The organism is Pseudomonas sp. BN415 (assembly GCF_029871195.1).
In the GTDB taxonomy this organism is placed as follows: Bacteria; Pseudomonadota; Gammaproteobacteria; order Pseudomonadales; family Pseudomonadaceae; genus Metapseudomonas; species Metapseudomonas resinovorans.
Genome location: NZ_SSOK01000054.1, coordinates 1 through 11,537, shown reverse-complemented (window position 1 = coordinate 11,537; position 11,537 = coordinate 1). Strand labels below are relative to the sequence as shown.

13 protein-coding genes and 1 pseudogene are annotated in these 11,537 nt (G+C 60.8%); 6 read left to right on the top strand and 8 right to left on the bottom strand.

Annotated elements, in window-relative coordinates; genetic code table 11:
• Positions 1–44: 44 nt before the first annotated feature.
• The 5 genes from E8F20_RS14715 to E8F20_RS14695 form a co-directional block, all read right to left on the bottom strand.
• Positions 45–503: a DUF411 domain-containing protein gene (locus E8F20_RS14715; protein WP_280284366.1), complete on the bottom strand. Its 459-nt coding sequence runs from the start codon at positions 501–503 to the stop codon at positions 45–47.
• A complete protein-coding gene (locus tag E8F20_RS14710) occupies positions 493–1,284 on the bottom strand; it encodes a cytochrome c (RefSeq protein WP_280284365.1) in 792 nt (263 codons plus the stop codon). The genes E8F20_RS14715 and E8F20_RS14710 overlap by 11 nt, the downstream gene beginning before the upstream one ends.
• A gap of 10 nt (positions 1,285–1,294) precedes the next feature.
• Positions 1,295–2,266 (bottom strand): copper resistance protein B, encoded by a 972-nt coding sequence (locus E8F20_RS14705; protein ID WP_280284364.1) that lies wholly within the window; start codon positions 2,264–2,266, stop codon positions 1,295–1,297.
• Between the two features lie 10 nt (positions 2,267–2,276).
• The gene (locus E8F20_RS14700) at positions 2,277–4,037 is read right to left on the bottom strand and encodes a copper resistance system multicopper oxidase (protein WP_280284363.1); all 1,761 of its coding nucleotides are present in this window, start codon (positions 4,035–4,037) and stop codon (positions 2,277–2,279) included.
• A gap of 198 nt (positions 4,038–4,235) precedes the next feature.
• The gene (locus tag E8F20_RS14695) at positions 4,236–4,436 is read right to left on the bottom strand and encodes a co-regulatory protein PtrA N-terminal domain-containing protein (protein WP_280284362.1); all 201 of its coding nucleotides are present in this window, start codon (positions 4,434–4,436) and stop codon (positions 4,236–4,238) included.
• 292 nt (positions 4,437–4,728) lie between these two features.
• Between E8F20_RS14695 and E8F20_RS14690 the strand changes: the two genes are divergently transcribed.
• The 3 genes from E8F20_RS14690 to E8F20_RS14680 are packed head-to-tail and all read left to right on the top strand — an operon-like array spanning position 4,729 to position 6,684.
• On the top strand, positions 4,729–4,989 hold the full coding sequence (locus E8F20_RS14690) for a DUF2282 domain-containing protein (RefSeq protein ID WP_280284361.1): 261 nt from the start codon (positions 4,729–4,731) through the stop codon (positions 4,987–4,989).
• Positions 4,990–5,035: 46 nt separating this feature from the next.
• On the top strand, positions 5,036–5,875 hold the full coding sequence (locus E8F20_RS14685; protein ID WP_280284360.1) for a DUF692 domain-containing protein: 840 nt from the start codon (positions 5,036–5,038) through the stop codon (positions 5,873–5,875).
• Complete coding sequence (locus tag E8F20_RS14680) at positions 5,866–6,684, top strand: DNA-binding domain-containing protein (RefSeq protein WP_280284359.1); 819 nt, start codon at positions 5,866–5,868, stop codon at positions 6,682–6,684. Before E8F20_RS14685 ends, E8F20_RS14680 begins: the two co-directional genes overlap by 10 nt.
• Positions 6,685–6,724: 40 nt before the next feature.
• Here the strand turns inward: E8F20_RS14680 and E8F20_RS14675 are convergent, their stop codons facing one another.
• Together E8F20_RS14675 and E8F20_RS14670 are read right to left on the bottom strand one after the other, a co-directional pair.
• Positions 6,725–6,925 (bottom strand): heavy-metal-associated domain-containing protein, encoded by a 201-nt coding sequence (locus tag E8F20_RS14675; protein WP_280284358.1) that lies wholly within the window; start codon positions 6,923–6,925, stop codon positions 6,725–6,727.
• Positions 6,926–7,160: 235 nt separating this feature from the next.
• Positions 7,161–7,352 (bottom strand): annotated as a pseudogene (locus tag E8F20_RS14670) (heavy metal translocating P-type ATPase); the annotation flags it as partial.
• 224 nt (positions 7,353–7,576) lie between these two features.
• Here E8F20_RS14670 and E8F20_RS14665 point away from each other — a divergent pair.
• Together E8F20_RS14665 and E8F20_RS14660 are read left to right on the top strand one after the other, a co-directional pair.
• Entirely contained in the window at positions 7,577–8,260 is a 684-nt protein-coding gene (locus E8F20_RS14665) for a heavy metal response regulator transcription factor (protein ID WP_280284357.1), read from the top strand.
• On the top strand, positions 8,257–9,639 hold the full coding sequence (locus E8F20_RS14660; protein ID WP_280284356.1) for a heavy metal sensor histidine kinase: 1,383 nt from the start codon (positions 8,257–8,259) through the stop codon (positions 9,637–9,639). Before E8F20_RS14665 ends, E8F20_RS14660 begins: the two co-directional genes overlap by 4 nt.
• A 298-nt stretch (positions 9,640–9,937) precedes the next feature.
• On the opposite strand, the gene E8F20_RS14655 is transcribed toward E8F20_RS14660, so the two are convergent.
• Complete coding sequence (locus E8F20_RS14655) at positions 9,938–10,114, bottom strand: hypothetical protein (RefSeq protein ID WP_280284355.1); 177 nt, start codon at positions 10,112–10,114, stop codon at positions 9,938–9,940.
• 214 nt (positions 10,115–10,328) lie between these two features.
• On the opposite strand from E8F20_RS14655, the gene E8F20_RS14650 reads away from it, so the two are divergent.
• Positions 10,329–11,267 (top strand): class I SAM-dependent methyltransferase, encoded by a 939-nt coding sequence (locus tag E8F20_RS14650; protein WP_280284354.1) that lies wholly within the window; start codon positions 10,329–10,331, stop codon positions 11,265–11,267.
• The last annotated feature ends 270 nt before the right edge of the window (positions 11,268–11,537 follow it).

Sequence of the window (11,537 nt, the reverse complement as noted above, 5' to 3'; positions counted from 1 at the left end):
CTGGCCAGCCGGATGGCTGGCCAGGCAGGTCGTGCAGACCGAGGTTAATTACCGGGATATTCGGCAATCACCTGGTCGGTACCGGTTTGAGTCAGACCTATGACCTGGTAGGCGTCCTGCTTTCCGCCAACCGCCATCCCGGGCGAACCGGCCGGCATTCCGGGAACGGCAATGCCCCGCAGATCGGAGCGTTTGCTGAGTTCGACGACTTGAGCGGCCGGGACATGCCCTTCGATGAATTTGCCGTCAATCTCGGCGGTATGGCAGGACGCTAAGCGAGGGGCGACCCCCAAACGCTGCTTGATCGAGGTCATATCCGCCTCGACATGATCGATGACCTTGAAGCCATTGGCTTCCAGATGCTCAACCCATTTCATGCAGCAACCGCAACTGGCGCTGCGGTGGACATCAACCGTCAGCGCTTCTGCTGCCTGGGCAGCGGAAACCAGGAAAAGCGAGGCGAGCGCGACAAGTCGCACTGCTCGATGAGACTTAGCTTTCATGGACATGCTCTTTGCCATCGGCGTGAGTGTGCTTCTTCGGAGCCGGTGTGCTGTCATCCTGAGCCTGTTCGGCCTCGTGATGGGAGGCCTTGCCTTCCTCGCCGGCATGGTGATCTTGACCGGCGTGTCCGGCGCCATGGTGATCATCGCCTGCCTGGTTGGCATGGTGATCTTCACCAGCGCTGTCATGATGACTGCCACTCGCGGAGACATTGTCACCGTGCTGGCCTTCGTGGTTATGCATCTTGGATTCGCCGCCACCGTGCTGGTGACCACCGCTGCTGGCGACCAAGGCTCGATACTGCTCAGCGTCCAGTGATGGCAGCTGCTGCAGGAAAGCGACCATGCCCCAGATGTACTGGTCACCCATGCTCTTGCCCCACGCCGGCATCCCGGTGGCCTTGATGCCGTGCTTGATGATCCAGAACGCGTTGGCCGGATTACCATCCACACCTACCTTGGCCAGATTCGGCGGTGCTGGATAGAGACTCTGGCTCAGCTCGGTCTGAGCCACGCCGGGAGCGAGGTGACAGCCGATGCACATGGAGTTGTAGTTGCCGGCGCCGGCGCGAATCAGCGCTTCATCCTTCAGGTTCGGCACTTCGAGATCCCGTGCACGCACAGCAATCGAGCGTTCCCGGGCCATCGTCAGAAATGCGTGAACCGGTGCCCAGTGCGGGTCGTCAGCGCCTACATTAAAGAGGCCCACATAAGCAGCCCCCATGATGCCGGCTACAGCTGCGGTGCTCGCAATGGCTAAAGTCTTAATTGTTCTTTTCATGTTCGGGGTCTCAGAACCAGAAGCGTATACCGGCGACGAAGCGGGCTTCGTCGTTGTCCTCACCTTCCTCACGGGCGAAGTCGGCGGTGTTGCCGTAATTGCGGTTCCAGGTCACGCCGATGTAGGGCGCGAACTCGCGGACGATCTCGTAGCGCAGGCGCAGGCCCACTTCGGTGTTGCCCAGCCCGGAACCGACGCCGCGCTCGTGGTCATTGCGGCCATAGAAGTTCACTTCTGCCGTGGGCTGCAGGATTAACTTGTTGGTCAGCAGGATGTCGTAGTCGCCTTCCAGTCGCAGGGCGCTCTGGCCGTTCTCGCCAAGGAAGGCCGTGGCCTCGGTCTCCAGGCCGTACAAGGGCATACCTTGAGCGCCAAAGGCCGCCCAAGTCTGCGGCGAGCCGGGCTTGAAGTCCTGGCGCACGCCGGCGACCAGCTCCCACCAGGGGCTGATGGCGCGGCCATAGAGCGCCTGCACTTCGGCTTCCTCGGTCTTGCCGTTGGCGCGTTCGCCTTCCGAGCGGAACCAGAAACGATTGACGTCGCGGCCTATCCAGCCCGAAGCATCCCAGCTCAGCACGCTGGCGTCGTCGGCGTCCTGGTACTCCAACTGGTCCATCAGGAACAGGCTGTTGATGCCGCCGGTGTGCATGTGGTGGGGCGGCAGCTGCGGGAAGGCGGCGGCGCGGTCGGCCTCGGTCGGCACCGGGATGGGCGTGCGGCTGCCGTAGCCGGTGGATTGGGCCGGCGATTGCTGCTGGTGGTCCATGCTGCCGTGATCCATCTGGCTGTGATCCATGGCGCCATGGTCCATCTTGCTGTGATCCATGTTCTGCATCTGGCTGTGATTCATCTGCCCATGATTCATCTGCCCGTGGTCCATCTGACCATGGTTCATTGGCTGTGCCTCGGCGGCCCAGGCAGCGGGAGCCAGCAGGGCAAAGGCCAGGGTGGCAGCGGTAAGGGGCTGCACAGACTTGCTCATCGGTCTCTCCTTATTCGTCGACACGGACTTCGCGGAACATGCCCATGTCCATGTGGAAGAGCAGGTGGCAGTGATAGGCCCAACGGCCCAGAGCATCGGCGGTGACGCGGTAGCTGCGGCGGGTGCCCGGCGGCATGTCGATGGTGTGTTTGCGCACCAGGAAGTTGCCGTGCTCGTCCTCCAGGTCGCTCCACATGCCGTGGAGGTGGATGGGGTGGGTCATCATGGTGTCGTTGACCAGGGTGATGCGCAGGCGCTCGCCGTACTTGAGCAGCAGCGGTTCGGCATCGGCGAAGGGGATGCCGTCGAAGGACCAGGAGAAGCGCTCCATGTGCCCGGTGAGGTGCAACTCGATGGTACGGCCGGGCTCGCGGCCATCCGGATCAGGGAAGGTGCTGCGCAGGTCGGCGTAGGTCAGCACGCGGCGGCCATTGTCGCGCAGGCCGATGCCGGGGTCCGCCAGCTTGGGCGCAGGCGTCATGGTCTGCATATCTACCAACGGGTTGTCGGTTTCCGATGCCGGATGGGTCTGCATCTGGCCGCCCATGTCGGCCATCTTGGAGTGGTCCATGCCCGTCATCTTGGAATGATCCATGCCCGCCATCTGCGAATGATCCATTCCCGCCATGTCGCCGTGCCCCATGGAGCCGTGGTCCATGCCCATGTCGGCCATGCTGATCAGCGGACGCGGGTCAGGCTGCGGTACCGGCGCGCTCAGGCCTTCGCGCACGGCCAGGGTGCCGCGGGCGTAGCCGGAGCGGTCCATGGACTGGGCGAAGATCGTATAGGCCTCGTCGCTGGCGGGTTCCACCAGCACGTCATAGGTTTCCGCCACGGCAATGCGGAACTCATCGACGCTCACCGGTTCTACCGGCTGGCCGTCGGCGGCGATCACGGTCATTTTCAGGCCGGGGATGCGCACGTCGAAGTAGGTCATGGCCGAGCCGTTGATGAAACGCAGGCGGATCTTTTCGCCCGGCTGGAACAGCCCGGTCCAGTTGCCATTCGGCGCCTGGCCGTTGAGCAAGTAGGTGTAGGTGGCGCCACTGACGTCCGCGAGGTCGGTGGGGCTCATCTTCATTTCCGCCCACATCGTGCGGTCGGCCATGGCGGCCGACCAGCCCTGCTCGCTGACGTCGTTGATGAAGTCGCCGACAGTACGTCTGTGCTGGTTGAAGTAGTCCGACTGCTTCTTCAGCTTGGCCATCACGCGGGCCGGGTCTTCGTCGGTCCAGTCGCTCAGCATCACCACGTAGTCGCGTTGGTACTGATAGGGCTCCGGCTCCTTCGGGTCGATCACGATGGGGCCGTATACGCCCACCTGCTCCTGCAGGCCGGAGTGGCTGTGGTACCAGTAGGTGCCGTGCTGCTTCACCTGGAAGCGGTATTCGTACATGCCATCCGGTGCGATGCCGGCAAAGCTGAAGCCCGGCACGCCATCCATATTGGCCGGCAGGATCATGCCGTGCCAGTGGATGGAGGTGTCTTCCCTGAGGCGATTGCGCACCCGCAGGGTGACGGTGTCGCCTTCACGCCAACGCAGAATTGGCCCCGGAATGGTGCCATTGATCGCCATGGCCATCCGCGCGGAGCCTGTGATGTTCACCGGGGTTTCCCCAATGTACAGGTCGAATTCGGTGCCGCTCAGCACGGTGGGCTGACCAGGGCTGGTCACCGCCCAAACAGGAGTGCGCCAAAGGCCCAGTCCGCCCAGAATGCCGCCAGCGGCCAGGCCCTTGACGAAGGTTCGCCTTGAGGTTTTGCAATGCATGCCGTGTATGTCCAATGAGTCAATGGAGCCAGCGCTGAACGACCAACGCGAAGAAGCTGCCACACCGGGTGATTCCTGCACCCTAGTAGGCCTGCTCGCGGTCGCTTTCCATTTGGCGCGCGGCCGCAAGCAAACAAGCTGCCATATCCCAACCTTTCAGATGATTACATTTCTGTAAGGTTGGCCAACGCTCCAGCCTCAGCAGTTGGCATGTTCGGCGGATTTTTCCTTTTCAGCGACCGAGGACTCGGCCTTCTGCTGCCCCTGGCGGTAGGCTTCCATCGAGGCTTGGGCCAGTTTGTCGGCACGGGCCATGGTCCGATCGCCACCGCCGGCGGCCATGGCGAAAGACGAGGCAGTCAGAGCGGCAACAACGATCAGGGCTTTCATCGATTTCATACGGGTTTCCTCGACTAGGGACGCGGTAGCCCGGCAGGTGCGGGCTGAGTGTCAGACTCGATGCCACACTAGCCACCCCGTGCTGTCAGTAACCTGAGCTGAACATTACAGTTTTGTAAGGTTGGCATTTCCTCCTTGTGGAGCCTTCGGCTCGATCTGTAGTGTCCTCGACATGCCGGGCAAGACCGGCCGTCGCCGCTTCAGACCGACGTGCCAGGCTCATCGGTCGCTGCGTGCCTGACAGCAACGAATACCCGGCAGAACTCCGACCAACACCATGAGAGAAAGCCTTATGTCGACCAAAACCACTGCCGCCACTGGCGCTGCACTGGCCCTTGCTGCGGCCAGCCTGTTCGCGGCCCTGCCTGTACAAGCGGCTCAAGATGCCAAAACCGCTGACGTGAAGTGCTTCGGGGTGAATGCCTGCAAAGGCCAGAACGATTGCATGACCGCCAAGAACTCCTGCCAGGGGCAAGGCGCCTGCAAAGGCCAGGGCTTCAAGTTGATGCCCAAGGCCAAATGCGATGAGGCTGGCGGCCGGACCAGCGAGTGATGTCTTGCCGTGGGGAGTGCTTGTCACTCCCCCTTGGGAGCCCAGGATGAACGATCACAGCATTCTCGGATTTGGCTTGGGGCTCCGCAGTGAGTATCACCACCAAATACTGGAGCAAGCCCCTGCCATCGACTGGTTCGAGATCATCTCGGAAAACTACCTGGTTGAAGGCGGTAAGGCGCTCTATTTCCTGGATGCCATCAAGGAGCGCTACCCGTTGGTTATGCACGGCGTATCGCTGTCGATCGGTGGGCCACACGCCCTTGACCATGACTACCTTCTCCAGCTGAAAAGGCTCGCCGAGCGGGTGCAGCCTCAGTGGATTTCCGATCATTTGTGCTGGAGTCGTGGCAGTGCTCACCACCTGCACGATTTGCTGCCGCTACCGTTCACCCAGGAAAGCCTGGAACAGGTGGCTGCCCGGGTCCGTCTGGTACAAGACGTCATTGAACGACCGCTGGTGTTGGAAAATGTGTCCGCCTACGTCCAGTGGGCCGGGTCGACCATGAGTGAAGCGACCTTCCTCCGCGAGCTGAGCGAGCTGACCGGTTGTGAGCTGCTCCTGGACGTCAACAATGTCTACGTGAGCGCCCGTAACCAGGGCTTTGATGCTTGGCAGTTCATCCAGGAACTGCCTCAGGAACGCATCCGCCAGATCCATCTGGCCGGCCACAGCGACTATGGCCATTACCTGATCGATACCCACGACCAGCCGATTGCCGATCCGGTGTGGGACCTCTACGCCCGGACGATCCAGCACTTGGGGCCACGGGCGACGCTGGTCGAGCGCGACGACCTCTTCCCCCCATTGCCTGAACTGTTGGCCGAACTGGCGAAGGCCCGGGCGCTCATGGCCCGCCAGTTGGAGGCTGCAGCATGCGCCTGATTGCCTTGCAGCAGGCCTTTGAACGCTACCTGCAGGGAGGTGACAGTACCGCCCCCACTGAGCTATTGCAGCACCTGCGGGGAAGCAAGGCGCTCTCAGCCGAGGATGGCTTGCAGGTCTATCACCATGCTTACCGAGCCCGATTGTTGTCCGTGCTGCGCGAAGACTTTCCGGCCATTTACTACTGGCTGGGCACCGAGGCTTTCGACCAACTGGCCCAGGCCTACCTTGCGGCGTGGCCTCCCCGGCATTTCAGTCTGCGCTGGCTGGGAGAGAAACTTCCCGAGTTCATCAGCGAATTCCTCGACGAACCCCAGGCCTCCCAGTTACGGGAACTGGCGGCGCTGGAATGGGCCTTCACGCTGGCCTTCGATGCAGCCGACGAAGTGTCCCTGTCGCTCCAGGATATTGCCGCGTTCGGCCCGCAAGACTGGACCGACCTCAGCGTTCGACTCCACCCGAGCGTGTGCTGGCTCACCTTCAACTTCAATACCCTCGACATCTGGAAGGCCGCCAAAGCCGACGCCACCGTTCCTCCAGGCTTGCCGCTTGAACACCCCATGACCTGCCTGGTCTGGCGCGACGCACTCATTTCTCAATACCGGACACTCGATCCGTTGGAGGCTGCGGCGCTGCAACTCATGGTACGGGAGCAGCTGACCTTCGCGGACCTCTGCCTCTCGTTACTGGAAAGCAACGGCGATGAAGCCCCCGCCCAGGCAGCCAGCTGGCTAAAGCAGTGGGTTGTGGATGGGATCGTCGTGCGAGTTAGTCGACATCAGGCCATAGCTGAAGAACCCGCGCCATGAACCATGGCGCGGCAGCTTTCAATCCGAGTGGCAGCGGGACTTAGCGGCTGATTCTGGTGGGGTAACCGAGCGCCTGGACCAGTTCACCGACGCGTTCGGCTTCGATGCCGCTTTCGACACTCACCGTACCGGCAGCGCGATCAACGATCACCTTGGCTTCGCCATCGGCAGCCTGGATGGCCTTGGTGATCTTGCTGACACAACTGCCACATCCCATACCGGAAACTTCCAAAACGAACATAGCGGACCTCTCAAGCTGGAACGGCTTCACTCACCGCATTTACAGCTTCAACCTTGACGCTATGGCAAGGTCAAGGCCCGGCCAAGCGATTTATCTTCGTCCCGGAATCAGGCCCCATGTCGACACTCGACTATTCCCTCTCAGTCCGTGGCCACGCGTTTCAGGCGCAGCGCGTTGAAGACCACGGAAGCCGAACTTACGCTCATGGCCAATGCCGCAATCATCGACGACAAGAGATGGCCAGGTACATGATGCTCATGCCCTCCAGGCGGAGCAGCTCGGCCCGATCTCGCAGCGAACTGATGTCCGGGCCAGCCTCTTCCATCAAGGTCGTATTGCCGTGCTGAAGCTGTTTGCCGCCCACCTGGCCGCATACGCCGATCCCCGAGCCCGACTCGAACGCCTCGGGGTTGGACACGCTGTGTCCCGCCCCCCGAGTTCACCTGTAGACGCCAATCAATGCTGCGCACTGCACGTTTACCGGCGCCGGCCTTGAGAGCCGAGCGAGCAGAGGCTCATCGCGCATCCTTGTCCCCTAGACAGCGCTCCCCAACAGGTGCCTGAGCCCAGAATTACATTTTTGTAAGCTTCGTCTTGGAGGACCTGTTTGCCTGCAAACTCTGGGCACCTGACATTTTGGAAAGACCGCGGATGAAACTTCTGGTCGCTGAAGATGAACCGAAAACTGGCACATATCTGCAACAGGGGCTTAGCGAGGCTGGGTTCAACGTGGACCGGGTGATGACAGGCACCGATGCCCTGCAGCATGCCCTCAGCGAGTCCTATGACCTGTTGATCCTCGACGTGATGATGCCGGGGCTGGATGGTTGGGAGGTGTTACGGCTGGTTCGCACTGCCGGGAAAGACGTGCCGGTACTGTTCCTGACCGCTCGGGATGGGGTCGAAGATCGGGTAAAGGGGCTTGAATTGGGTGCGGATGACTATCTGATCAAACCCTTCGCTTTTGCCGAGCTTCTGGCACGGGTGCGAACTCTTCTGCGGCGTGGTACCACCGCGCCCACCCAGGCCATTCTCAGGATTGCCGACCTGGAAGTGGACTTCCTGAAGCGTCGAGCGGTTCGTAGCGGGAAGCGAATCGAACTCACAGCCAAGGAGTTCTCGCTGCTCGAACTCTTGATGCGCCGACGCGGCGAGGTACTGCCGAAATCGCTGATCGCTTCCCAGGTCTGGGACATGAACTTCGATAGCGATACCAATGTAATCGAGGTGGCCGTCCGCCGCCTGAGAGCCAAGATCGATGATGACTTTGCGATCAAGCTGATCCATACCGCACGCGGCATGGGCTACATGCTCGATGGACCGGAGCCGGAATGAAACACCTCTCCCTGACGGCGCGGATGAGCCTGATGTTCATGCTCGCCGTCACTGTCGTGTTGACGGTCGCCGGTCTTAGTTTCAACCATCTGAGTCAACGCCACTTCGAGTCGCTCGATTACCAAGTCCTGGTGGAGAAGCTTGAGTCAACACAAAGCATTCTCCAGAGACTGCCCAGTGTCACGAACATGGCCGGGTTGAAGCCGCAGTTGAATGCGCTGCTGGGCGCGCACCGTGACCTGGCGGCGATCATTCTGGACAGCGAAGGCCAGGTCTTGTTTGCTGAGCCGGCCATGGTGAATGTGCCCCAGGGACTTCGCGTCAGATCGGCCCCCACCATGTGGGAGTGGCAGGATCAAGCAGTCATGTACCGTGGCCTGACGGCCGAGATCAACATCCCTGGTCTGGCGGCCCCGTTGACGCTCTTGTTGGTGCTGGACGTCACCCATCACATGGCGTTCTTCGAAGCCCTGCAACGCTGGTTCACCATCGGGCTGGTCATCAGTGCCCTGGTCAGTGCCGCCCTCGGTTGGGTGGTCGCTCGCAGTGGTCTGAGTCCGTTGTGGCAGGTGACGCAAATGGCGGCCTCGATGTCGGCCAAGTCCCTCAAAGAGCGCATTCCCATGGAACCGGTGCCCATGGAGTTGCAGCAGTTGATGGCGTCGTTCAACGCGATGCTGGCCCGGCTCGATGAGGCTTTCGTGCGGCTGTCCAACTTCTCCGCCGACATTGCGCACGAGCTGCGAACGCCGGTCAGTAACCTGACGACTCAGACGGAGGTTGTGCTTTCGAGGAGGCGCGATATCGGGGCGTATGAGGAAACCTTGTACTCGAACCTCGACGACCTCAATCGGATGTCACGCATCATCGATGACATGCTGTTCCTGGCCAAGGCAGACAATGGACTGATCGTTACCCAGCGCGAGCAGGTCCAGCTGGAGAAGATTGTCGACAAGCTTTTCGACTACTACCAACTGGCGGCGGAGGACCGTGGTCTATCGCTCAAGGCCTCGGGGGATGGCGGTGTTCTCGGCGATGTCCTGATGTTGGATCGCGCCATCTCGAACGTGCTCTCTAACGCCCTGCGCTATACCCCCCGGGGCAACACCGTCACGGTAAACATCACCCAGACCAGCGCAGCGACCACGCTAAGCGTCGAGAACCCAGGCGAGATGATTCCTGCAGAACACCTGAAGCGGCTCTTCGACCGTTTCTATCGTGTTGATCCGGCGCGCCGAGAAGGCGGCCCCAGTAATGTTGGATTGGGGCTGGCAATCACCCGGTCAATCGTCGAGGCGCACCGGGGCCGAATCTGGTGTACCTCAGCCGGCGGCCTTACCGCCTTTCACATGGAATTTCCCCGATCAGCAAAAGCCTGAGGCGGACTTAAGGCTACCGAGGAGGTGGCCAAGCCTAGATGCTCAGCAAGGCTGGGTGCCTCGACATTACAAACCAAGTCATCCCAATTCGGTGAACAAACGGCCGCCCTCATTCAACGAAAGGCCCCCCAGACGCGAGAAGCTGAAAATTCGATTCTCCACGTCGAGTCGAGAGCCACTTTCTCAGGATAAATCGCCAAGAAACAACTTTTGGCACGGAAGCTTATTTATACGGCCTGTTGATCTTTGAGAAACACAAGAGAATGGGAATCGGAAAGAATCTAAAATAAACGCGAACTCATCGCGTACTCCTGAACTTCAGTTTCAAAGACGGCAGCGTCATGCGCAGCGTGTAGTTCCAAGCGCCCAGCACCCGCGCACCTCCGTCTATGGAGAGCCGTCCCGTGGCAAGCGGGATATCGGTTTCGAGTCCGCTGCCGAGCAGTATCAGGTCCAGTCCAAGCAAGACGGTCATGAAGAGCAGGCCGGCAAGCTATACCATCGCCGTAAGCAGCAGCCACCGACCTTTCATGCGGCGTCTGGTCGGGGCGCGTTGCCCCTCGGGTGCTTCCATCACAGCCTCGCCTCTTTGCATGCGCGAATACCGGCCAGTAGCCGCTCGCCACACCACGGCATACCGCCGGAATGCTCGGGTTAGAATGCCGCCCCGTTTTCCGTGAACTCCCGCCATGAACCACGACGCCATCGCCACCCTCGAACAGCAACTGATCGCCGCCCTGGAGCATTTTCCGGACGAGATCCGTCGCATCTTCCACGGCCGCGGAAGGCGGTGGGCGGGGTTGGAACATGTCACGGCCGACTGCCTACAGGGGATAGTGCTGGTGTCGTTATTTCGCGAAGTGGGCGAAGACGAACTCGCTGCGCTGAGGACCATGTTGCTGCGCCTCGCAGAATCGCCAGGGTGGCAGCGCAGTGGCGCTCGCACGCTGATGTTGCAGCATCGCTACCTGCTGGAAAGCACCGTGGAGCTGCTGTGGGGTGAGGCAGTGGATGAATGTGTGGTCAGCGAAGGCGGCCTGCGCTTCAAGCTGGACCTGGGCAAGAAGCAGAACAATGGCCTGTTCCTCGATATGCGCTACGGTCGCGATTGGGTTCTGGCCATTGCGCAGGGCAAGCGTGTGCTGAACCTCTTCGCTTACACCTGTGGCTTCTCGGTAGCAGCCATCGAGGGCGGTGCGGAGCATGTGGTGAACCTGGACATGGCCAGCTCGGCCTTGAGCCGGGGACGGGATAACCATCGACTGAATGGCCATGACCTCAGCCGCGTGAGTTTCCTCAGCCACGAATTGTTCAAGTCCTGGGGCAAGGTGAAGAAGCTCGGTCCTTATGACCTGGTGATCATCGACCCGCCTTCCTTCCAGAAAGGCAGCTTTGCCCTGACCCGCGACTACCAGAAGATCCTGCGCCGCCTGCCGGAGTTGCTTACCGAGAACGGGGTTGTGCTGGCCTGTGTGAACGATCCCGCCATCGGGCCGGATTTCCTCATTAAGGGGATGGCGGCGGAAGCGCCGGAACTGCGATTTGTGGAGCGGCTGGAGAATCCGCCGGAGTTCGAGGATATCGATGCGGATGCGGGGTTGAAGGCGTTGGTGTTTCAGCGGGGGTAATTGCTGGAGCCAAACGGGGTTCCGCTTCCCTCTCCCCCCCTCTCCCGGAGGGAGAGGGGGGGGCTGTCTGTGCCACGGAACGTGCAACCTGTAGGGGTGAAATCATTGGCTATGTCTGTGTTAAGTGTTGCTAGAACGTCCTGAGCCAGGCTGCTTGCCGAGTTTTGCGGATGCTTCTGGTTTCGTCCCCCCGGACGAGTCTCTTTTTCAAGCGCCGAAAGGAACCAAAGGGCTTGCCCCTGCATCCGGGTTTGGCTCCGCCAAACTACC